This is a genomic window from Clostridium bowmanii, from assembly GCF_018861315.1.
Lineage (GTDB): Bacteria > Bacillota > Clostridia > Clostridiales > Clostridiaceae > Clostridium_AD > Clostridium_AD bowmanii.
Map to the genome: position 1 here is coordinate 149,676 of NZ_JAHLDL010000007.1, position 22,357 is coordinate 172,032.

Below are 22,357 nucleotides of genomic sequence, written 5' to 3' on the forward strand. Positions count from 1 at the left end.
TATTTTGTTTGAATTTATTCTTACAAATAAAAAAAGCAAGTTTATAAACCGTTGAAAATCAACGGCTTATAAACTTGCTTTTTTTTAGAAGAAAATGATGGCATACTTATTGCTATTAAATATATTAACAAAGCAAGTGCAGAATATATAGGAGGACTTTAAATATGTATTATGGGATTGTATCTCTATATCTATTATTTTGGATTGTTATATCAGACAATGCAAAAGTTGAAACAATTTGCAGTGGTATAATAATAAGTTTATTGGTTATAAGATTAAATAAAGATTTAATGTGTAGTAATACAAAAATAAACCTTAGAAAAAATATAATGCCATGGATAGCTTACGTAATTATATTGATAAAAGAAATACTAGTTTCAAATTTTAATGTAGCGAAAATAGTTTTGAGTCCTAAACTAGTAATATCGCCACAGATAGTAACAATTAATACAAAAATAAAGTCTGATTTTCATAAAACAATTTTTGCGAATTCAATAACACTAACTCCAGGAACCTTAACTGTTTCAATGGATGGAGATAATATTACTGTACATTGTTTGAAAGATGAATTTGCAACGGGGCTAAATAATTCAGCCTTTGAAAAAATAATTTTGAAAGTTGAGGAAGATATGTATGAGTAAATTATTAACTTTTTCTATATTATTTTTATCAGTTACAATTTTTATATGTATGTTTAGAGCAGTCAAGGGACCAACCGCTGCAGATAGACTTATTGCCGTTAATGTTATAGGGACTAAAACTATTGTACTTATTTTAATAGTATCATTCTTACTTAATGAAACTTATTTTGTTGATGTAGCTATAGTATATGCACTAATTAGTTTTTTATCTTCTATTTTAATATCTAAATTTATTGAAAATTCAGGAGGAAAAAATATATGAAAGATATTATTGTAACTATACTTCTCTTTGGAGGATTATTCTTTTTCATGGTTGGAACATTGGGTATTATAAGATTTCCAGATGTGTTTACAAGAGCCCATAGCGCTGCAAAATGTGATACCTTAGGGGTTGCACTATGCCTGTCTTCATTAGTAGTATTAGAAGGCTTAAACATGGTTAGTTTGAAAATTATATTAGTTATTGTATTTGTGTGGATAGCAAATCCAACAGCTACACACTTAATTGCAAAGGCTGAGTTTGCAAGGAAAACATCCCTTGCAAAATTAAATGGGGTGAAAAAACATGAAGATATTTAGTATGATAATGATTATGTTTTTAATAGGCTCTTCTGTAGCCGTTTCCACTATGAAAAGTTTACTTGGCGCAATAATAGTATTTATGGTTTATAGTCTTATCATGACAATTTTATGGCAACAACTAAATGCTCCAGATTTAGCAATAACTGAGGCTGCAGTAGGAGCGGGTATTACTACAATTTTATTTGTACTTACACTAAAGAGAATTAAAGGAGTAAGAAAATGAAAAAAATTTTATCTATTGGAATTACAGCAGCTTTAATCATGATTTTACTTTTGGGGGTTAATGAGCTTCCGAAATTTGGACAATTCAATAATCCTGCCAATAATGAAGTTGCGCATTATTATATAGAAAATGCAACAAAAGAAACTGGGGCAATGAATATTGTTACAGGTATTATCTTGGATTACCGTGCCTTTGACACTTTTGTTGAGTCAAGTGTACTGTTTACTGCTTCAATAATTGTTTTATTACTTTTAAAAGTGGAAAAGCACTCTCAGGATATAGAAAGTCATGAAACTATTTTAAAAAGCACTATTTTAAAACAAGTAAGTAAAGTGTTAATACCTTGTATTCAGATTTTTGGAATTTATATAATTCTCTATGGACATTTAAGCCCGGGTGGTGGGTTTGCAGGAGGAACGATAATAGGTACAAGTTTCATCTTATATAGAATAGTTTATGGAAAAAAATTTACAGATAAATTATTGCCATACCGAAGATTAATAACCTATCTCTGCGGTGCAATTATATTTTATGGAGTACTAAAAGGATATAGTTTTATAACTGGTGGGAATCATTTAAACTTGCCACAACCAAGTTTGGGAACCCCCGGCCATATAATTAGTGGTGGGTTTCTATTGCCATTAAACATATTAGTAGGACTTATTGTCGCAATTACTATATACTTTTTTTTCACTTTATTTGACGGAGGAGAAATTTAATTATGGAAGGACTAACAAATAATTATTATGAAACTGGTGCAATTATTTTGTTCGGAATTGGTTTTGCAATACTTTTACTTCACAATAATTTAATAAAAAAAATAATTGGAATGAATATAATGGATACAGCTGTTTTCTTGTTTTTTATAGCGAAAGGATATGTTTTAGGACTGGATGCTCCAGTTATTATAGGGGTAAATAAAGGAGTTCAAGGGTATATCAATCCTGTTCCTTCTGCTCTAATGCTTACTGGTATAGTTGTAGCTGTTAGCACAACAGCATTTGCACTTGCACTAACGATAAAAATTTATGAAGGATGCGGTAGCATTGAACTAGATGAAATTATGAAAATGAGGAGTGATTAAAATGAGGTTCATTGAAAGTTTTCCACTTACTATTATATTGGTTTTGTTTATTACAGCCTTTGTAATGCCTTTAATCAAAAGTACAAAAATTGTAAAGTGTCTTAGCTTATTATCAATGACAATAGTCATGATTTTAGCTTTAGTAAATTTAATTTTTGTTATTAATGAGGGAGAGTATTTATATAGAATTGGACATTTTAATGCACCCTATGGAATTGAATTTCGCATTGGAATAATTGAGGCTATGATGGGACTCCTGTTTACATTTGTTGCACTAATGATAATTTGGTATTCAGTTTATAGTATAGAAAAAGAAATTAAGCAGTCCAAGGTAAGCTTATATTATTTACTTATAAACATTTTAATAGGTTCCTTACTTGGAGTAGTATACTCTAATGATTTATTTAACTGTTTTGTATTTATAGAAGTAGGAACCCTGGCTTCTTGTGGAACTATTATTGTAAAAGATAAAAAAGAAAACATGAAAGCAACTATGAAATATTTAATTATGAGTTGCCTAGGATCTGGACTTGTGCTTATGGGAATTGCTTATTTGTACTCAATGACTGGACATTTAAATATAGACTCTATTCATAGAGTATTAATTAACTGTTACTTGAATTACCCAAATGCAGTATTAATTTCTATAGTATTATTTATTATTGGCCTAGGAGTTAAGAGTGCCATGTTTCCACTTCATAATTGGCTTCCGGATGCCCATTCAAGTGCACCCACATCCTCAAGTGCAATTCTATCTTCCTTAGTTTTGAAGGGATTTGTTTTTCTTTTAATTAAGATTTTATTTAGACTTTTTGGAATGGAAATACTTGAATATTATTCAGTTTTAAATATTGTATTAATATTAGGTAGTTTAGGTATGATAATGGGCTCGGTTTTTGCTATATTTCAAAAAAATATAAAAAGAGTTATAGCTTATTCTACTGTGGCACAAATGGGGTATATATTTTTAGGAATAGGTCTTGGAACAGATATAGGAGTTCCCATTGCTATATTTCATATTATTGGGCATGCCGTGACTAAATCAGCACTATTTTTATTAGTTGGATCAATGATAGAACAAACTGGTCATAAAACCTTAGAACATTTTAAGGGGATAGGCAAAGAAATGCCATTAACCCTAGGATTGTTTTCTATTGGTGCACTATCTATGATAGGAATTCCGATATTGCCTGGATTTATAAGTAAGTGGTACTTATCTTTAGCCTCCATAGCAGCTGGAGATACGATTTTAATCCTAGTTATCTTGGTTAGTAGTTTATTAAATGCAGTATATTATTTCCCAATTATTATAAATGGTTTTTTTGGAGAAGAAAATCTAAAAGGTAAAGTATATAAATCTAAAAGTAAGCCTTTAAAAGAAATGATGCCTGTAATTTTTCTAGTGATTTCTATGGTGTTTGTGGGACTAACATCTAGTGGAATTATAAATTTAATTAATCAAGGGTTTAAGTAGAGGGGTGATTATAAATTGAAAAATTTCACAATAATAATTCCTATTTTGTTTCCATTTATATTAGCTATAATTATGGCAACTATAAAACTAGATGAAAAGAAACGAAATATTTTTGTAAGCATTGGTGTTATATTAAATTTGATTTTTCTAGTTACTGTATTTTATATGTTTGGTCAAAGTACACTACATCTATTAAAGATAAATGAATTTTTAGATATTTATTTTAAAATAGATAAGTTAAGTATATTGTTTTCACTATTAGTTGCAATTTTGTGGATTTTCACAGCCTTCTATGCCATGGAATATATGAAACACGAAGGTAAGGAAAGAAGGTTTTATACTTTTTTTCTTGCAACACTTGGAGTAACCATGGGAATTGCTTTTTCAGGAAATCTTATAACACTTTATGCTTTTTATGAGTTTCTTACACTATCAACCTTCCCTCTAGTAATACATACCGGTTCAAAACAGGCTTTAAAAAGCGGGAAAAAATATCTAATATACTCATTTATAGGAGCTACAATGGTTTTGCTTGGAATGGTTTTATTATTCAGTGTTACTAAGAATACAACATTTAATGCTCGAGGCATTTTGCCTGCATTAACAAACGATAATAGAAATCGATACATAGTTAGCTATATTGCAATGTTTTTGGGTTTTGGAGTTAAAGCGGCCCTAGTGCCATTCCATTCATGGTTACCTGCAGCAATGGTTGCACCCACACCAGTTAGTGCACTACTTCATGCAGTTGCAGTTGTAAAATCAGGGATTTTTGCTATTATGCGAATGAGCTATTTTATATTTGGAACGGAAATAATTAAGGCACTTCATGTAAATATATTTTTAAGTATTCTCATAGTAATTTCAATTTTGCTTGGCTCATTCTTAGCATTACATCAAGAAAATTTAAAAAAGAGGTTGGCTTACTCAACAATTAGTCAATTAGGGTATGTTTTATTAGGAGTAGTCCTTTTAAATAAAGATGCATTTGCAGGAAGTCTCCTTCATTTAATTAATCATGCAGTAATTAAGATTGTTCTTTTTTTCTGTGTGGGAGCGATAATGTATACTACGGGTAAAACAGATATTAGTCAGATTAGAGGTATTGGAAAACAGATGCCAATAACAATGGGATGTTTTGGTATAGCAGCTATATCATTAATTGGAATTCCACCTAGCAATGGGTTTGTTAGTAAATGGTATCTGGCTCAAGGCGGACTTACAGAAGGAAAGATGATTTTCCCTGCAATATTACTTATAAGTGCATTATTAACTGCACTATACCTTCTGCCAATTGTAACTGAAGCCTTTTTCAAAAAAGGTGAGGACACTGTAGTTAAAGAAGCGCCAATGAAAATGTTAATACCTATAGTTATGATAACCATAATAATTGTTTTGCTTGGGATATTTCCTAATATGCTTATAACATTTGTTCAGAAGATTGCTAGTGAGGTAATTTAAGAAAGGAGGGTACTACAATGAAACCGACTACGTATTTACTATTCATCTTGCTATTCCCATTGATTGGCTCTTTTATAGGTTACACTATAGGAAAGAGTAATGAAAAATATAGGGATATCTTTAATATTGTAATGACAGCTATTGTATTTTTGGTTACAACTATATTATATAAATATGTTGTAGTACAACCAATAGAAATATCTATACCTAATGTTATGGGCACCGGTCTTCATTTAAAATTAGATATGTTTAGATATGTTTTCGTTTGCCTTACAACCATGATATGGTTTTTAACTACACTTTATTCAACACAGTATTTAATTAATCATAAAAATAGAAATAGATATTATTTATTTTTTATGTTAACACTAGCAAGTACTATTGGAATTTTCATATCAGAGAATTTTTTAAATTTATTTACTTTCTTTGAAATTATGTCGTTTACATCATATGCATTAATAATTAACGATGAAGATGATTATTCTCATAATGCAGGTAATACCTATATTATAATGGCAGTGACTGGCGGTCTTATTTTACTTATGGGATTATTTTTGTTATATAATTCTACTCAAACATTAGATATCAGTGAGTTAAGAGTTAAAGTAAGCATCTTAGGCAATATAAAGTATCTTATTGTAACTTTAATCATTATAGGTTTTGGTGTAAAAGCAGGAATGGTACCACTGCATATATGGCTACCCAAGGCATATCCTGCAGCACCAACACCAGCTACAGTTGTTTTATCTGCGGTTTTAGCTAAAACTGGTATATTCGGAATTATACTAACTATTGAAGTGATTATGAGCGGAGACTTCATAATATCTATTATTATTCTTGTGATAGGTTTTCTTAATATGTTCATTGGTGGAATTCTTGCCATGATGCAGAGAAACGTTAAAAGAATACTTGCATATAGTAGCATGAGTCAAATTGGTTATATTCTTGTTGGAATAGGACTAATAGGAATTTTAAAAGAAAATAGAATTATAGCTATCTATGGCACGTTGTATCATGTTATTAATCATGGAATTTTTAAAGCCCTATTATTTATGGGTACAGGAACCATATACTTGGTGCTAAATGAGCTAAGCATAAATAAAATTGGTGGCTTTGGGATTGATAAACATTTATTAAAGATATTATTTTTCATAGGTATGCTATCCATTATAGGGATGCCTGGTTTCAATGGGTTTACTAGTAAAACTATGTTGCATGAGGCAATTATTGAAGCTGAGCATATGTATGGTGGAGTGTTTTTTAAAACATGTGAATTTGTGTTTATAATAAGTAGTAGTTTTACTGTCGCCTACCTACTGAAAATATTTGTAGCTGTATTTATAGATAAAAGTAATCATGATATTGAAAAGGTAGTGGCAAGGATAAGCAAAAGGGCGCTGATTCCAATGGTAATACTTAGTTTAATGAGTATTTATATTGGGATGAGTCCCAGTGTGATCTTACATGTATTAGATAAAACGTTAAAGCCATTTGGAAATCCAAATCCATTAGCAGTTAGTTTATATACATTTGACAACATTAAAAGTTCTATGGTTATAATAATAATTGGCATAGCAATTTATATGGGATTTATAAGAAGAGTGTTAAAAAAAGGTGAAGGAACTAATTGGTATTATGTGAACCCAACCACAAATTGGATTAGTTTAGAGAAACATATATATAAACCACTAGGTAAAAGCATCATCTTTATTAGTTCATTTATTTTTAATATTATTGACGGTGCAGTAGTTAATAGTGTTACTTTTATAGGTAATGGTATTGATTCAATTAGTAAAATAGAAATTGAACAAGGAAAATCTATTGTAAGAAGAATGAGAAGTGGATTTATTAAGTTATTTAGTAGTAAAGGTAACATAGATAAAATTGATATTGAAACAGAAAAGTCAGAACTAATAAACATTAAAAAGAAAATAGAAGATATAGGGTATAACATGAATAGTTTAACTTATTCATTATTTATATTTGGAATTGTACTCATAGTGTGCTTATTATTTTTAATGTCCTAAAAAAGGAATCTTGAATTAAAGGCGATACCGTGTAAATTGCAAAGATTAAGCATTAGTAAATTATATTTAGAATTACTAATGCTTATTTTTATTTGACAAGAAATATACACTTCTGCTATTTAGACTTTTAAACTATCCTTATATATTTTCAGTATATCTTCCATTTTTACAGGTGAAGGATGATTTTTTAATTTAGCATTGTTTAAAGCCAGAATGCCTGAATAGGAACACATTTGTTCATAACTTACTGTATTTACATATCCAAGCATAGTATTTAAAAAATCACCAAGATCATTTAAATTTTCTAGGGTTAATAAATATAAAATTTTTCTAACCTTGTTTTTATCATTACAAAACTTTAAATATGAATTTAAAAGTACTCCATTTGCTTTTCCGTGAGGAATATTATGAAAATATGTAAGAGCATAGCCCATAGCATGAGGAATAGATGTTCCAGCTTGAGCTATTACCATGCCAGCTATTGAAGAGACTAACATTAATTTCTCTCTTACTATATAAGTAAAATCTCTTTCTTTTATCATAGTTAAACATTCTCCAAATAATTTCAACCCTTTTTCAGCTAATGTATCACTGAATACATTTGCATTTGAAGACATGTATCCTTCTATTAAATGGGATAGTGCATCTATTGTGGTATTAATAGTTATTTGCTCAGGTAAGAACATTAGATATTTTACATCCAGTAGTGCATATTCAGGAAATATTCTTTGACATATGCCGCGCTTTGTTTGTAATTCACTATCTGTAACTATAGAATAAGGTGTTGTTTCAGATCCTGTACCGGCGGTGGTAGGCACTGCAATTATTGGAATTGACTTTAAATGTGGACTATCAAACAAATTATATCTTGTTGCATTTGAGTTCTTTATTAATACTCCTGCTGCTTTTGAAGCATCAATGGGCGATCCTCCCCCGATAGCAATAATAAAATCGGATTTTTGCTTTCTACCAAGTTCTGCGATTTTTTCTACTGTTTTTAAAGAAGGGTTTTCTTCAACCTTATTAAAAAGGTCATATATAATTCCTTCCTTCATTAATGCATCAGTAACATCTTTTAATGAGCCGTTTATGATTGAAGAGGTTTTACCTGTTACAATTAAGACTTTTTTTCCATAGTTATTAAATAGGGGGCTGTTTTTCAATACTACTGCTTCACCTAGTAATATTTTTGTTGGCATATAGTAATTAATAAAATCCATAATATATCCTCCTCGTAATTCTGTTGTTTGAGTCTTTATGTATATATTATAGCATTAGATACATGATTATATAAAAGATTGAAATATACAAACATAATAATTGTGTTAAGTATTTCCTTGGAAATATATTACATAAATTTACTTTAAATATAGCATTAAACCTAAGGGAAATTATTAAGCAATTGATTTTTTATTAATATACTTATATAATTCTTAATGAAGACTTATTTATATATATTAATTTAAATTTTAAATCAAGTTTAAATTTGGTAATAAAAGATTTATATTTATGTAGTAACAAAAATAATATTAGGAAGTGTTATAGTGGAAGAACGTTTACAAAAATTTATGGCAAGATGTGGTGTTGCTTCAAGAAGAAAGTGTGAGGAAGTAATTACACAAGGAAGAGTAAAAATAAATGATATTTTAGTTACAGAGCTTGGACAAAAAATTGATCCTGATAAGGATAGTGTGTATGTAGATGATAAAATTATACATATAGAAGAAAATAAGGTTTATATTGCATTAAATAAACCTGAGGGCATTGTATCTACTGTAAAAGATGAAAAAGATAGAAAAACTATTTTAGATTTAGTTAAGACCAAAGAAAGAATATACCCAATAGGGCGTTTGGACTATGATACATCTGGTCTAATTATTTTAACTAATGATGGAGATATCTATAATAAGGTAATTCATCCAAGACAAGCAATTAATAAAGTTTATATGGCTTTATTAGAAGGGTGTCCAAATGAAGAAGAAATTTCTAAGTTCTGTAATGGAATAGATATTGATGGATATATTACGGCTGGGGCAAATTTTGAAGTGAATAAGAGAATTGGATTTAACAGCAAGGTTACAATTACTATTCATGAAGGGAAAAATCGTCAAATAAGAAAGATGTGTGATGCCATAGAACATCCAGTTATAGCATTAAAAAGAGTTTCAGTTGGTGAAATTAAACTGGGTAATATGGAAAAAGGCGAATGGAGAAACTTAACTGAAGATGAAATTAAATATTTAAAAAATTTATAATCATAGAATATTGTTATGTTTTGAAGAAATAGATAAAATATAAAGCATATTTTATCTATTTAAAATCAAAAACAGAGAAATTTTGCAAAAAATGAATAATTCGTTGAAACTATGTTCAATAAATGATAAAATGAAGTAAATATTTCACTTTATTATTTATTGAAATTTTTATTTCATTTATTATTTAATAACATAGAAAGGATTGAGTTTATTATGGAAAATAACAAACAGGATTTGATGAAGTCTATTCAAGTCAAGTTTCCCCGTCTAAGTAAAGGTCAAAAATTAATAGCAGAATATATTTTAAAACACTATGATAAGGCTGCATTTATGACGGCAGCAAAATTAGGATCTAGTGTAGGGGTAAGTGAATCTACTGTTGTAAGATTTGCTAACGAGCTTGGGTTTAGTGGTTATCCAAAACTACAAAAATCACTCCAAGAATTAATTAAAAACAAGTTGACTACTGTACAAAGGATTGAGTTATCTAATGACTTCATTACACAAGAAAATGCATTAAAAGGTGTATTAAAAGCTGATATGGAAAATATTCGCGCTACTCTTGAAAAGATTAATCACAAGACTTTTGAGGATGTAGTAAATTCACTCTTTAAAGCTAAAAAGATATACATAATTGGTCTTAGAAGTTCATCAGCACTTGCAGAGTTTTTAGGCTTTTATTTAAATTTAATTTTAGATAATGTTAAGGTCGTTGCCTATGGTGTTAGTGATATATTTGAACAGATGCTTAATGTTTCTGAAGAAGATGTAGTTATTGGAATAGGCTTCCCAAGGTATGCTACAAGAACAATTGAAGCTTTAGCTTTTGCTAAAAGTAGAAATGCTGATGTTGTAGCAATTACGGATAGTTTGTTATCCCCACTTGCAGCTAGAGCTGACTACACATTAATAGCCCAAAGTAATATGGCATCTTTTGTTGATTCCCTAGTAGCTCCACTTAGTGTAATAAATGCATTAATTATTGCAGTGGGACTTCGAGAAAAAGAAAAGATTTCCAGAACGTTTTCTACTTTGGAGGATATATGGGAAGAGTATCAAGTTTATTCTTATAAAGATAAGAATGAGAGATAATTCCTTTAGAATCAGTATATGTAAATGTTTACTTCTATTTTCGAAAAATTAATTTTTTTTCTAAAATAAAGAAGGAATAGTGAAATAAATATAGAATATACTATACGTAAAGCAATTTAGTATGCATAAGAATATTAAATTGACATTAAACATTCATTTTTAGGAGGGATTAGGTTATGGAGACAAAAGCTTATATTCAACAGGTAATTGAAAATGTTAAAAAGAGGAATTCTAACGAGCCTGAATTTTTACAAACGGTAGAAGAGGTATTAGGATCTTTAGGCCCAGTTTTAGAAAAGCACCCAGAATATATTGAAGCTAACCTTTTAGAAAGATTTTGTGAACCAGAAAGACAAATTATGTTTAGAGTACCATGGGTAGATGATGCCGGTGTTACACAGGTAAATCGTGGTATTAAAGTACAATTTAATGGAAGTATAGGACCTTATAAAGGTGGATTAAGATTTCATCCTTCAGTTTATATAGGTATTATTAAATTCTTAGCATTTGAACAAACATTAAAGAACTCATTAACTGGACTTCCAATGGGTGGAGGTAAAGGTGGATCTGATTTTGATCCAAGAGGAAAATCAGATGCTGAAGTAATGAGATTCTGCCAAAGCTTTATGACTGAACTTTACAGACACATAGGACCAGATGTTGGTGTTCCAGCTGGAGATCTTGGTGTTGGCGGAAGAGAAATCGGTTACTTATTTGGTCAATATAGAAGAATTAAAGGAACTTTCGAAAATGGAGTTATTACAGGAAAAGGTTTATCCTATGGTGGAAGTTTAGGAAGACCAACTGCTACAGGGTTTGGTATAGCTTATTTCTGTGAAGAAATGCTTAAGCATGAAGGAACAGATTTTAAGGGTAAAACAGTTGCTGCTTCAGGTTTCGGTAACGTTTGTTGGGGTCTTTGCACAAAAGTTGAGGAACTTGGTGGTAAAGTAGTAACTCTTTCTGGCCCAGACGGATACATATATGATCCAGCTGGAGTAACAGGAGACAAGATAGATTATATGGTTGAAATGTTACGTTTAAACAAAGGATCAAGAGTTAAAGATTATGCTGACAAGTATGGTTGTGAATTCCATGCTGGAGAAAAGCCATGGAATGTAAAAGTTGATATAGTAATACCATGTGCAACTCAAAACGATATTCATATTGAGCATGCTAAACAAATTGTTGCAAATGGAATAAAAATGGTTTGTGAAGGTGCTAATATGCCATGTACTAACGAAGCTGTTGATTACTTCATAGAAATGGGACTTAAAGTAGGACCATCTAAGGCTGCCAATGCTGGTGGTGTTGCTACATCAGGACTTGAAATGAGTCAAAACAGCATGAGATTATCATGGACAGCTGAAGAGGTTGATGCGAAATTGCATGCAATCATGTTGAACATATACAAAAATTGTAAAGATGCTTCAGAAGAATATGGATTTGGTTATGATTTAGTTAAAGGTGCTAACATTGCAGGATTTGTTAAAGTTGCAGAAGCAATGCATGCGCAAGGAAATTATTAATTTACAAGTAAACATTTCAAGAGAATCCCTTTATTGGGATTCTTTTTTTTATTGTTTTCATATTTTTACCTCTATAAAAGAATTTACAATGAAAAGATTCTTATTTATAAATTATTTTATTAATTTTTAAATAAGGGTAATAGATTAATATATTATATTAAGTTATAATAGTAAGTATTATAAGGGAGTGATTAAGTGTCAAAAATAATTATTATTGGAGGAGGACCAGCAGGAATGATGGCGGCTGTTACAGCTTCATCAAAAAATCAGGTGGTGCTCATTGAAAAAAACGAAAAATTAGGAAGAAAACTTTATATAACTGGTAAGGGTAGATGCAATATTACAAATGCAAAGGATATTGGTGATTTTTTTGAAAATATACCATGTAATCCTCATTTTTTATATAGTTCACTATACTCATTTACTAATGAAGATACTATGAATTTCTTTAAAGAACGGGGAGTTAATCTTAAAGTTGAAAGAGGAGATAGAGTATTTCCTGAGTCAGATAAGTCTTCAGATATTATAAAAGCTTTTAATATTGAATTAAAAAATAAAAAGGTTGAAGTGATGTTAAACACAAAAGTTAAAAAGCTAATTAGAGATAATCAACATATTGCTGGAGTTGAACTTGCAGATGGAAGTATTATAAATGGGGATTACGTTATTTTATGTACTGGGGGTTTATCATATCCACAAACTGGTTCATCTGGAGAAGGATTAACTTATGCTCGTTTTTTAGGACATAATATAATTAAACCTAGACCATCCCTTGTACCAATAGAGGTTGAAGAGGAGTGGATTCCGGATGTACAGGGTCTTTCTCTAAAAAATGTAGAATTAAGAATTACTGATGTTAAAAATAAAAGCATATATAAAGAATTTGGAGAAATGCTTTTTACTCATTATGGTATTTCAGGACCTATTGTTTTAAGTGGCAGTAGTTTTGTGAAAGAAGGAGTAAAATTAAAAGCTTTCATAAATCTAAAACCAGCTTTAAGTGAAGTTGAGCTTGATAAGCGAATTCAAAGTGATTTTTTAAAATATGCAAATAAAGATTTTAAAAATTCACTAAATGACTTACTTCCAAGTAAACTAATTAATACAATAATTAAATTGTCTAATATTAATGAAGACAAAAAGGTAAATTCTATTACTAAAGAAGAAAGGAAAATATTAGTGAATTTACTTCAAAATTTGCCACTTCATATAAAGGGACTTCGTCCAATAGAAGAGGCAATAATAACTAGTGGTGGAGTAGACACACTGCAAATAGATGCTTCTACTATGAAGTCAAAAATAATTGATAATCTTTATTTTGCAGGCGAAATGATTGATGTAGATGCTTATACAGGAGGGTATAATCTTCAAATAGCATTATCAACAGGGTATTTAGCTGGAAATAGCGTAGGTATGGATTAATGCTATAGAAAATAGAAGATAATGCTACTGAGTAGTATATTAATGCTATTTAGTAGCATATTAATTTTAGTTATTAGAGTTTAGAGAGCTTAAAGTATATAAATATGACCATGCTTACAAATGGGAGGTGGAATATAATGGGAATTTCTGTTGCCATAGATGGACCTGCAGGTGCAGGGAAAAGTACTATTGCTAAAATAATAGGTGAAAAATTCAATCTTATGTATATTAACACAGGATCAATGTATAGAGCTGTTGCACTTAAGGCTATGAATGAAAACATCACAGAAAATAATATAGATGATTTGGTTAAAATAGTGGAATCTTTAGAAATGCATTTTGAAGAGGATCGTTTATTTGTTAATAATGAAGATTTAACAGATATGATAAATATGCCTATCATAAGCAACAATGTTTCGAAGTATGCGGCTGTACCCGAAATTAGGAAAATTCTTGTTAAGTTACAACAAAATATAGCAAAGAAATTTAATGTTATTATGGATGGAAGAGATATTGGTACTGTTGTTCTTAAGGATGCTACTTTTAAATTCTATTTAACCGCCAGTAGTGAAGAAAGAGCAAAAAGGAGATATGAAGAATTAATTTCTAAGGATATAGAAGTTGATTATGATACTATTTTAAAGGATATTATAAGAAGGGATTATATTGATACCCATAGAGAAGTTAGTCCCCTTAAAAAGGCTGAGGATGCTATAGAAATTGATTCTAATGACTTGAGCATTAATGGGGTAGCTGATAAAATGGTAGAGTATATTAATTCGAAAATTAAAAATGATTAATTTTATACCTTATATAAGGAGGGAGGTGTCGGGATGAAAAAAGTAACACTAGCAGATTCAGCTGGTTTTTGTTTTGGAGTAAAGCGAGCAGTAGAAACAGCTTTAAAAATGAAAGAAAAGTACAAAAATGAAATATATACACTAGGGCCACTTATTCATAATAATGATGTTGTGGACTTTTTGAAGAAAAAATCTATATTCCCCATAGAACTTGATAATATTGATAGCTTAAGTGAAAATGATACAATTATTATTAGGTCACATGGGGTATCTGAAGATGCATTAAATATTTTAAAGAAAAATAAACTCAATATAATAGATGCAACATGTCCTTACGTAGAAAACATTCACAAAAAGGTGAAAAAATATTATGACTTAGGATACAGTATAATTATTGTAGGAGATGAAAATCATCCTGAAGTTATTGGAATTAATGGATGGTGTAATGATTCAGGACGCATACTTAAGTGTGGTGCATCTCTAGGCAATATATCCCAAAAGGTATGTGTGGTATCTCAGACAACTGAAAGACAGGCTACTTGGGAGGATGTATTAACTGCAGTTATAAAAGTCAGTAAGGAAATAGTCGCATTTAATACTATTTGCAGTGCAACAGAAGTGCGTCAAGAATCTGCTGAAGAACTTTCCAAAAGGGTTGATGCCATGGTTGTTATTGGAGGGTTTAATAGTTCTAATACAACAAAACTTTATGAAATATGCAAAAAAAACTGTGAAAACACAGTACATGTAGAAAATTTGTTAGGGATTCCAGAAAAATTTTTAAAAGATAAAAATTTTAAAAGCATAGGGGTTACAGCTGGAGCATCAACACCAGATTGGATTATTGAAGAGGCAATTAAAAAATTGAATTCTAGTATTTGTTTAAATGAGAACGAACAACTTAAATAATTATCTATGAATGGATTTTCATATGTTTTAATGAGGAAAAACGTGTAGCATGAAATTATGCATATGCGTTTTTTTATTATTATTTGAAAAATATTGAATACTAAATAAAATTAATTAATATAATTTAATAGCACTATTATGGGGAGAGAGAAAATTGGGAGGGAATACAAGAGCACTTCAGCAAGCTAACATAATTATTAATAAAGAGATGCATATATTAACTACTGTAATGCGTATGTATAATTTCGAATTAGTAAGTGCAGAAAAAGTTAAAAGTGTGTATATGATTATAACAAATCGTGGCAAGTTCTGTTTAAAAAGAATGAAACACGGAAGAGACAAGATTAAAAATGGCAGCATATTATCAGAAGAGTTATTATTGAACAATTTTACTAATGTAGCTAAATATTTTAGAACAAAAGAGGGAGCTTTTTCTGTAAGATATAAAAAAAATATATTTTATTTAACAGAATGGATAGAAGGTGAAAAATGTGATTTAACTAATATTGATGAAGCCGTAAGTTGTACAAAACTTTTAGCACAATTTCATAGTAAATCAAATGAAATTGATCATAAGAAACTCCATATACACATTAATTTAAAGAATTGGCCAAAGATTTTTGCTGGTAATTTAAACTATCTTGAAAGATTCAAGAGAATAATTATTAATAAAAGAATAAAAAATGAATTTGATGTGCTTTTTCTTGAAAATATTGATAACTTTTATAATAGAGGAGTATCAGCTATTAACATGCTAAATAAGTCAGCTTATTATAAGTTATCAAAAGTAGCTAATGATGACAAGACAATATGTCACAATAGATTTTATTATCAAAATATAGTAAAAAATGATGGAGATTACTTCATCTGTGACTTTGATAGTATTATTATTGATTTACAAATAAGCGATTTAGGAAAGCTTATTAGGAGATTAATGTTTAAAAAAAATTATGGATGGAATTTCGATTTTGCTAAAATTTTAATTGAAGCATATAATTCTATAAATAGATTAAATAAAGAAGAATTAGAGATAATGTTTGCATTAATAATCTTTCCTAATAAATTTTGGAAGTTAGGACAGAGAAGGTATGTAAAACAAAAAAAATGGTCTGAGAGTAAATATTTGCATAAACTAAATAGAATAGTAGGTTATAATGAGACTCAAGAGAAATTTTTTACTGATTATTTGCTTTTTTTAGAGGAATATTCTTAAATTATAATAAATTCATTGTAAAAACAATGTTAATAGATTTATAATTAGTAATGTATTATACCTTATCAAAAATCTATCTATTTAAAAATAATATAAATGGAGTAAAGCTAAATGTATAAGTCAATAAATCTAACATTAAAAAACATTAATAATTTTAGAAAAATCAATCAATTTAATAGGAACTTTAATTTATCAAATAAAGATTTTTTTGAGTTATATGACAATAGTAATATTATTCAAAAATTATTTTTAAGAAAAAATGTAAATTTATTATTGAAAGAAGATAAATATATAGGATATATTTGGTATGAAAAACACAATATACATCATAGTTCAATTAACTCAATAAATGTAATAGAGGCCAGTAATCTAGTTCGCCATTATGAAACACTAATTAGTCCACTTACAAATAATAGTTTAATAACTTATGAATGTGAAGACAATGAAATAAATATAGATGTTTTGAGTAAGCTAGGATTTAAGAGGTCTAAAGGATTTATGGAATTAGAAAAACCGTGCACAGAATATTTTAATCCCAGTATTCCTAAAAACATTACTTTTTCTATAGTAGAAAAGGACAAAGATGAAAAGCAACGCTGCTTATTACAAAATGAAATATTTAAAAACGATGATAGAATTCCGATAAACATTGACGATATATATTATGATGAAGCACAGGAATATTACTTTTACAAGGGTGCAATATTTATTAAACTTGATAATATACCAATTGGTTATGGTCAAATTATTATTGAAGATAAAAAAGCAATCATAGTAAATTTTGGAATTGCACAGGAATATAGAAAAGGTGGATATGGGAAAATATTTTTAAGCTATTTGCTTAATTTAGCTATGGATAATGACTTTTCAAAAGTCTCTCTTAAGGTAGATTGTAATAATGTGGTTGCTTATAAATTATATCTTTCATTGGGATTTAATATTAAAAGGGAATTTTATACTTGGCAAAAGACTAGAATTTAAAAGAAGGTAGATAATATCCCCTCTACCTTCTTTTATTATTTATCTATTTATTTGATTCTAAATATTTTTTAAGAGCTATTCCTAAAATTTCCATAGAATCTTTTAATGCAGTTGTATTTAAACAGTAGGATAATCTAATTTCATTTACACCGAGTCCCTTAGTTGAATAGAAACCTTCTGCAGGAGCAACCATTACTGTCTTGTTATTATAATTGAAATCTGTTAATAACCATTTAGCAAAATCTTCACCACTTTCTATTGGTAGCTTAGCTATTACATAAAATGCGCCTGTAGGTTTTATGCAAATTACTCCTGGTATTTTTGATAAGTATTCGTACAGAATGTTTCTTCTTTCTTCATATTCCTTTTTAACTTCTATAAAGTATGATTTAGGGGTGTTGATCAAATTTGCTGCAGCTAATTGCTCAATAGTAGGGACACATAGCCTAGTTTGTCCCAATTTAATAATCTGATTCATAAGACTCTTATTTTTTGATGCAACTAAACCAATTCTAGCACCACATGCACTATAACGTTTAGATATACTATCAATTAATATTACTTTATCTTGGACATCCTTCATATATAAGGCAGAAGTATATTTTAAACCATCATAAACGAATTCTCTATATACCTCATCAGCAATTAGAAATAAATCGTTTTCATTTGCTATATCAGCAAGCATTCTTACTTCAGCTTCGGTATATACCACACCTGTAGGGTTCCCAGGATTTGATACCATTATTGCTTTAGTTTTGCTTGTAATTTTGCTTGTAATTTCTTCTTTGGGAGGTAAATGGAAGCCATCTTCTGCTTTTGTAATAAATGGAACAATCTTAACGGAAGCTACATCTGTAAATCCGGTATAGTTTGTGTAAAATGGTTCAGGAACTATAATTTCATCACCTTGGTCACAAATAGCCATAAGTGCAAACAATATAGCTTCCGATCCTCCATTAGTTACCATAATTTCATCTTTTTCAAATTCTATATCCCATTCTTTGTAGTATTTTATAAAACTCTCGATTAATGAGCTTATTCCTTGAGAATTAGCATATTTAAGAACTTTGTCAGTGTATTGGTTTATCCCTTCCATAAATGCTTCAGGAGTATTAATATCTGGTTGACCTATATTAAGATGATATACACTAACCCCTCTTTTTTTTGCCTCCTCAGCAAAAGGAACTAGTTTGCGAATAGGTGAAAATTGCATTGCTTCAATTCTGTTAGATAAATTCATAATATACCCCCCATCTTAAATTTAAAACCTACTTAAAGTCTCTTATTATAATCTCAGCAGGTACATAAGGTACTTTTATATTTACCATATGGCTATGGGAACACATATAAAAATAACTCCTGTCACCTATACAATCATACTGCACATGTCTATCTCTAATATTTACATCTTTTTTTGCATCATACATATAAAATCACTCCTTTAAGGTAGCTTACCCAAAAGATAGAAGATTAATGTATATACTAAATAAATGAAAAATATAAGAGATAAATAAAGAATAAAAGACATTTTTATTCATGAATTTTTTATCAATTACAATACAAAAGTAATTAATAATATTATAATCTAATTCAGATATATATTTCAAGTAAATTAATTAAATGATAAAATATATTGAATTAGTAAAAATCACTTTAAAAAAACCTTCAAATTATATATAATAGATAGATGGTAATACTTTTTTATAAAGGAGAATGCACTAATGAATGAAATACTTAAGTACTATATAGAAACATGGGGTTGTCAAATGAATGACGAGGATTCAGAAAAATTATCCGGTATGCTAATAAATATGGGATATAAGAAAACTGCGGATAAAGAAGCAGCTGACATAATTATTTTTAATACTTGTTGTGTTAGAGAGAATGCCGAGCAAAAGGCTGATGGAAATATAGGTGCTTTAAAGACTATGAAGAAGGAGAATCCAAACCTTATAATAGCAGTGACTGGATGTATGATGCAGCAAGAAGGTATGGCAAAGCATATAATAACTAAATTTCCATTTGTAGATATTATTATTGGAACACATAATGCATATAAGTTTCCAGAGTACTTAAAAAGGATACAAGGTGGCGATTCATCAATTATAGAAATTTGGGATAAGGAAGAAGATATTGTAGAAGGACTTCCAATAGATAGAGAAAGTAGTATAAAAGGTTTTGTTACTATTATGTATGGTTGCAATAATTTTTGTACTTATTGTATAGTACCTTATGTAAGAGGAAGAGAAAGAAGTAGAAACCCAGAAGATATTATTTGTGAAATAAAAACTATGGTATCGGATGGTTACAAAGAAATAACCTTACTAGGTCAAAATGTTAACTCTTATGGCAAGGGATTAAGTTCTGAAATTAATTTTGCGCAACTTCTAAGAAGAATTAATGATATTGAGGATTTAGAAAGAATAAGATTTATGACATCTCACCCAAAGGATTTATCTATTGAGGTAATAGAAGTAATAGCGCAGTGTGATAAAGTTTGTGAACAAGTTCATTTGCCAGTACAATCAGGTTCAACTAATCTTCTAAATAAAATGAATAGACATTATGATAGAGATCAATATTTACAATTAGTTAAAAATATTAAAAATGTTTTGCCGAGTGTTGGACTAAGCACAGATATTATTGTTGGTTTTCCAGGAGAAACAGAGGAAGATTTTGCTCAGACTTTAAGCCTTATGGAAGAGGTTAAATTTGATTTGGCATTTATGTACATTTATTCTAAAAGAAAAGGAACTCCTGCAGATGATATGAGTGACCAAATACCAGAGGATGTTAAGCATGAAAGATTTAATAGATTAATTGAAGTTGTTAATAGAACATCGAAAGAAAAAAATGGAGAATACGTAGGAAAAATTGTAGAGGTTCTAGTTGAAGGTTATAGTAAAAATGATAAAAGTAAATTAACTGGTAGAACTAGAACTGGAAAATTAGTTAACTTTGAAGGTAATTACAAAGCTATTGGAGATCTAGTATCAGTTCAAATAACCGATGCACGCTCTTTCTCACTTAATGGTGAAGAAATTTAAGGTGCTATGACAAGCAAGGGGGCAACACAATTGGCATTAACTCCAATGATGATACAATATTTTGAAATTAAAGAAACCTGCAAGGACTGTATAATGTTTTTTAGATTAGGGGACTTTTATGAAATGTTTTTTGAAGATGCGCAGGTTGCAGCAAAAGAATTAGAGCTTGTACTTACAGGACGAGATTGTGGCCTGGAAAAAAGAGCACCTATGTGTGGGATTCCTCACCACGCAGCAAACACCTATATCGGTAGGCTAATTGCAAAAGGATATAAGGTTGCTATATGTGAACAAGTAGAAGATCCAGCACTTGCAAAGGGCATAGTTAAAAGGGATATTATTAAAATAATTACGCCGGGAACTTACACTGATTCTGGGTTTTTAGAAGAAAGTAAAAACAATTATGTTATGAGCATTTACGTTGATAAAAAAAATGATTTTTGTGGATTGTGTTTTTGTGATGTATCAACTGGTGAATTCACTTGCACAGACACTAGACTAAATCTTGTTAACATATTAGATGAAATATCAAAATTTAGTCCAAAAGAAATTATAGTATCGGAAGATTTATCTGGTGATATGCAAGAGTCAATAAAAGAAAGATTTAATGTGTCTTATACATCTTACCAAAATGATTTTTTTATTATGAAGGATGATACACTATTAAAAAAACAGTTTCATAATTATTTAGAAATCACATTATCACAAACCTTACTTAGAAGTATATCAGGACTTCTTAGTTATATTATAGACACACAAAAGAATTCGCTTTCTCACATAGATACTATAGAATATTATGATATTTTAGATTATGTAAGTTTAGATGCAAATTCTAGGAGAAACTTAGAGCTTACGGAAACTTTAAGGGATAAAACTAAGAAAGGTTCTTTGCTTTGGGTATTAGATAGAACCAACACTGCTATGGGAGCTAGAAGACTTCGTAAATGGTTAGATCAACCTCTAATAAATAAAAGTTTAATAGAAGAAAGATTAGAGGCTGTAGAGGAATTGAAAAATAATATATCCTTCCACGAAGATTTAAAAGATGTGCTCACGGATATATATGATATAGAAAGACTTGTAGGTAAAATTTCTTCGAAAAATGTTAATGCAAAGGAATTAATATCTCTTAAAAATTCTATAGAAAAAATACCAAAGCTTAAAGCCATTTTAGCTGGGCTTAATAGTAAATTAATGAGAAAAATATACTTAGACTTAGACGACTTAAAAGATATATATAATACATTAGAAAACTCTATTATCGAAAGCCCAGCTATTTCTATCAAAGAAGGAAATATTATTAAAGAGGGCTTAAATAGTGAAATAGATGAGCTAAGGCTAGCTAAGGCTCATGGCAAGGAATGGATTGCTACTTTAGAAAATGATGAGAAGGGCATAACTGGTATAAGATCTTTAAAAGTAGGATATAATAGGGTCTTTGGCTATTATATAGAAATAACCAAAGCAAATATTAGCTTAATTCCTGAGGGAAGGTATATAAGAAAACAAACACTGTCTAACGCAGAAAGATACATTACTCCTGAACTTAAGGAAATGGAAGAAAAGATTTTGGGAGCAGAAGAAAAATTAGTAAATATTGAATATGAGGTATTTACT

Annotated in this window: 21 protein-coding genes and 1 pseudogene; 19 read left to right on the top strand and 3 right to left on the bottom strand. The window is 29.5% G+C overall.

Translation table 11 applies throughout. The features are described from left to right. Positions 1–164: 164 nt before the first annotated feature. From KPL51_RS06900 to KPL51_RS06940, 9 genes are read left to right on the top strand one after another with little or no spacing between them, the layout of a single operon-like run. On the top strand, positions 165–641 hold the full coding sequence (locus tag KPL51_RS06900; protein WP_216158803.1) for a Na+/H+ antiporter subunit E: 477 nt from the start codon (positions 165–167) through the stop codon (positions 639–641). Beyond that, positions 634–903 (top strand): MrpF/PhaF family protein, encoded by a 270-nt coding sequence (locus tag KPL51_RS06905; protein WP_216158805.1) that lies wholly within the window; start codon positions 634–636, stop codon positions 901–903. The genes KPL51_RS06900 and KPL51_RS06905 overlap by 8 nt, the downstream gene beginning before the upstream one ends. Continuing rightward, positions 900–1,220, top strand: coding sequence for a monovalent cation/H(+) antiporter subunit G (gene mnhG / locus KPL51_RS06910; RefSeq protein WP_216158807.1), 321 nt, complete (start codon positions 900–902; stop codon positions 1,218–1,220). Before KPL51_RS06905 ends, mnhG begins: the two co-directional genes overlap by 4 nt. Continuing rightward, positions 1,207–1,446: a hydrogenase subunit MbhD domain-containing protein gene (locus tag KPL51_RS06915; protein WP_216158809.1), complete on the top strand. Its 240-nt coding sequence runs from the start codon at positions 1,207–1,209 to the stop codon at positions 1,444–1,446. The genes mnhG and KPL51_RS06915 overlap by 14 nt, the downstream gene beginning before the upstream one ends. Beyond that, entirely contained in the window at positions 1,443–2,165 is a 723-nt protein-coding gene (gene mbhE / locus KPL51_RS06920) for a hydrogen gas-evolving membrane-bound hydrogenase subunit E (protein WP_216158811.1), read from the top strand. Before KPL51_RS06915 ends, mbhE begins: the two co-directional genes overlap by 4 nt. Positions 2,166–2,167: 2 nt before the next feature. Next, positions 2,168–2,530, top strand: coding sequence for a sodium:proton antiporter (locus KPL51_RS06925; RefSeq protein WP_216158813.1), 363 nt, complete (start codon positions 2,168–2,170; stop codon positions 2,528–2,530). A 1-nt stretch (position 2,531) separates the two neighbouring features. Continuing rightward, the gene (locus KPL51_RS06930) at positions 2,532–4,004 is read left to right on the top strand and encodes a complex I subunit 5 family protein (RefSeq protein WP_216158815.1); all 1,473 of its coding nucleotides are present in this window, start codon (positions 2,532–2,534) and stop codon (positions 4,002–4,004) included. Between the two features lie 15 nt (positions 4,005–4,019). Then, entirely contained in the window at positions 4,020–5,465 is a 1,446-nt protein-coding gene (locus KPL51_RS06935; RefSeq protein ID WP_216158816.1) for a complex I subunit 5 family protein, read from the top strand. A gap of 17 nt (positions 5,466–5,482) precedes the next feature. Next, entirely contained in the window at positions 5,483–7,492 is a 2,010-nt protein-coding gene (locus tag KPL51_RS06940; protein WP_216158819.1) for a complex I subunit 5 family protein, read from the top strand. Between the two features lie 119 nt (positions 7,493–7,611). Here the strand turns inward: KPL51_RS06940 and KPL51_RS06945 are convergent, their stop codons facing one another. Then, the gene (locus KPL51_RS06945) at positions 7,612–8,712 is read right to left on the bottom strand and encodes an iron-containing alcohol dehydrogenase family protein (RefSeq protein WP_216158821.1); all 1,101 of its coding nucleotides are present in this window, start codon (positions 8,710–8,712) and stop codon (positions 7,612–7,614) included. A 324-nt stretch (positions 8,713–9,036) separates the two neighbouring features. Here KPL51_RS06945 and KPL51_RS06950 point away from each other — a divergent pair, with 324 nt between their 5' ends. The 8 genes and pseudogenes from KPL51_RS06950 to KPL51_RS06985 all read left to right on the top strand — a co-directional run bounded on the left by KPL51_RS06950 (position 9,037) and on the right by KPL51_RS06985 (position 17,693). Continuing rightward, positions 9,037–9,747 (top strand): pseudouridine synthase, encoded by a 711-nt coding sequence (locus KPL51_RS06950; RefSeq protein ID WP_216158822.1) that lies wholly within the window; start codon positions 9,037–9,039, stop codon positions 9,745–9,747. A 213-nt stretch (positions 9,748–9,960) separates the two neighbouring features. After that, on the top strand, positions 9,961–10,839 hold the full coding sequence (locus KPL51_RS06955; protein WP_216158825.1) for a MurR/RpiR family transcriptional regulator: 879 nt from the start codon (positions 9,961–9,963) through the stop codon (positions 10,837–10,839). Positions 10,840–11,015: 176 nt separating this feature from the next. Beyond that, positions 11,016–12,368, top strand: a complete 1,353-nt coding sequence (gene gdhA / locus KPL51_RS06960) for an NADP-specific glutamate dehydrogenase (RefSeq protein WP_216158827.1) — start codon at positions 11,016–11,018, stop codon at positions 12,366–12,368. A gap of 195 nt (positions 12,369–12,563) precedes the next feature. After that, complete coding sequence (locus KPL51_RS06965) at positions 12,564–13,790, top strand: BaiN/RdsA family NAD(P)/FAD-dependent oxidoreductase (protein WP_216158829.1); 1,227 nt, start codon at positions 12,564–12,566, stop codon at positions 13,788–13,790. A gap of 137 nt (positions 13,791–13,927) precedes the next feature. Next, on the top strand, positions 13,928–14,590 hold the full coding sequence (cmk, locus tag KPL51_RS06970) for a (d)CMP kinase (RefSeq protein ID WP_216158831.1): 663 nt from the start codon (positions 13,928–13,930) through the stop codon (positions 14,588–14,590). A 33-nt stretch (positions 14,591–14,623) separates the two neighbouring features. Continuing rightward, positions 14,624–15,493, top strand: a pseudogene (locus KPL51_RS06975) (4-hydroxy-3-methylbut-2-enyl diphosphate reductase); the annotation flags it as partial. Positions 15,494–15,653: 160 nt separating this feature from the next. Continuing rightward, the gene (locus tag KPL51_RS06980) at positions 15,654–16,712 is read left to right on the top strand and encodes a CotS family spore coat protein (RefSeq protein WP_224853660.1); all 1,059 of its coding nucleotides are present in this window, start codon (positions 15,654–15,656) and stop codon (positions 16,710–16,712) included. Positions 16,713–16,823: 111 nt separating this feature from the next. Then, positions 16,824–17,693 (top strand): GNAT family N-acetyltransferase, encoded by an 870-nt coding sequence (locus KPL51_RS06985; RefSeq protein WP_216158835.1) that lies wholly within the window; start codon positions 16,824–16,826, stop codon positions 17,691–17,693. Between the two features lie 43 nt (positions 17,694–17,736). On the opposite strand, the gene KPL51_RS06990 is transcribed toward KPL51_RS06985, so the two are convergent. Together KPL51_RS06990 and KPL51_RS06995 are read right to left on the bottom strand one after the other, a co-directional pair. Next, positions 17,737–18,933 carry a pyridoxal phosphate-dependent aminotransferase gene (locus KPL51_RS06990; protein ID WP_216158837.1) on the bottom strand — a complete coding sequence of 399 codons (1,197 nt, stop codon included), beginning with the start codon at positions 18,931–18,933 and terminating at the stop codon, positions 17,737–17,739. Between the two features lie 28 nt (positions 18,934–18,961). Then, a complete protein-coding gene (locus KPL51_RS06995) occupies positions 18,962–19,120 on the bottom strand; it encodes a hypothetical protein (protein WP_216158839.1) in 159 nt (52 codons plus the stop codon). A 294-nt stretch (positions 19,121–19,414) separates the two neighbouring features. Here KPL51_RS06995 and miaB point away from each other — a divergent pair, with 294 nt between their 5' ends. Together miaB and mutS are read left to right on the top strand one after the other, a co-directional pair. Beyond that, positions 19,415–20,740, top strand: coding sequence for a tRNA (N6-isopentenyl adenosine(37)-C2)-methylthiotransferase MiaB (miaB, locus tag KPL51_RS07000; protein WP_216158841.1), 1,326 nt, complete (start codon positions 19,415–19,417; stop codon positions 20,738–20,740). A 30-nt stretch (positions 20,741–20,770) separates the two neighbouring features. Continuing rightward, positions 20,771–22,357: DNA mismatch repair protein MutS (gene mutS / locus KPL51_RS07005; protein ID WP_216158843.1), on the top strand; the 1,587-nt coding region annotated here is incomplete at its 3' end.

Excerpts from the sequence above, each read along its gene's own strand:
- KPL51_RS06995 (WP_216158839.1), bottom strand. The coding sequence starts at position 19,120 with ATGTATGATGCAAAAAAAGATGTAAATATTAGAGATAGACATGTGCAG.
- mbhE (WP_216158811.1), top strand. The coding sequence starts at position 1,443 with ATGAAAAAAATTTTATCTATTGGAATTACAGCAGCTTTAATCATGATT.
- gdhA (WP_216158827.1), top strand. The coding sequence starts at position 11,016 with ATGGAGACAAAAGCTTATATTCAACAGGTAATTGAAAATGTTAAAAAG.
- KPL51_RS06985 (WP_216158835.1), top strand. The coding sequence starts at position 16,824 with ATGTATAAGTCAATAAATCTAACATTAAAAAACATTAATAATTTTAGA.
- cmk (WP_216158831.1), top strand. The coding sequence starts at position 13,928 with ATGGGAATTTCTGTTGCCATAGATGGACCTGCAGGTGCAGGGAAAAGT.
- KPL51_RS06905 (WP_216158805.1), top strand. The coding sequence starts at position 634 with ATGAGTAAATTATTAACTTTTTCTATATTATTTTTATCAGTTACAATT.
- KPL51_RS06990 (WP_216158837.1), bottom strand. The coding sequence starts at position 18,933 with ATGAATTTATCTAACAGAATTGAAGCAATGCAATTTTCACCTATTCGC.
- KPL51_RS06940 (WP_216158819.1), top strand. The coding sequence starts at position 5,483 with ATGAAACCGACTACGTATTTACTATTCATCTTGCTATTCCCATTGATT.
- miaB (WP_216158841.1), top strand. The coding sequence starts at position 19,415 with ATGAATGAAATACTTAAGTACTATATAGAAACATGGGGTTGTCAAATG.
- KPL51_RS06900 (WP_216158803.1), top strand. The coding sequence starts at position 165 with ATGTATTATGGGATTGTATCTCTATATCTATTATTTTGGATTGTTATA.
- KPL51_RS06930 (WP_216158815.1), top strand. The coding sequence starts at position 2,532 with ATGAGGTTCATTGAAAGTTTTCCACTTACTATTATATTGGTTTTGTTT.
- KPL51_RS06915 (WP_216158809.1), top strand. The coding sequence starts at position 1,207 with ATGAAGATATTTAGTATGATAATGATTATGTTTTTAATAGGCTCTTCT.
- KPL51_RS06955 (WP_216158825.1), top strand. The coding sequence starts at position 9,961 with ATGGAAAATAACAAACAGGATTTGATGAAGTCTATTCAAGTCAAGTTT.
- KPL51_RS06945 (WP_216158821.1), bottom strand. The coding sequence starts at position 8,712 with ATGGATTTTATTAATTACTATATGCCAACAAAAATATTACTAGGTGAA.
- mnhG (WP_216158807.1), top strand. The coding sequence starts at position 900 with ATGAAAGATATTATTGTAACTATACTTCTCTTTGGAGGATTATTCTTT.
- KPL51_RS06925 (WP_216158813.1), top strand. The coding sequence starts at position 2,168 with ATGGAAGGACTAACAAATAATTATTATGAAACTGGTGCAATTATTTTG.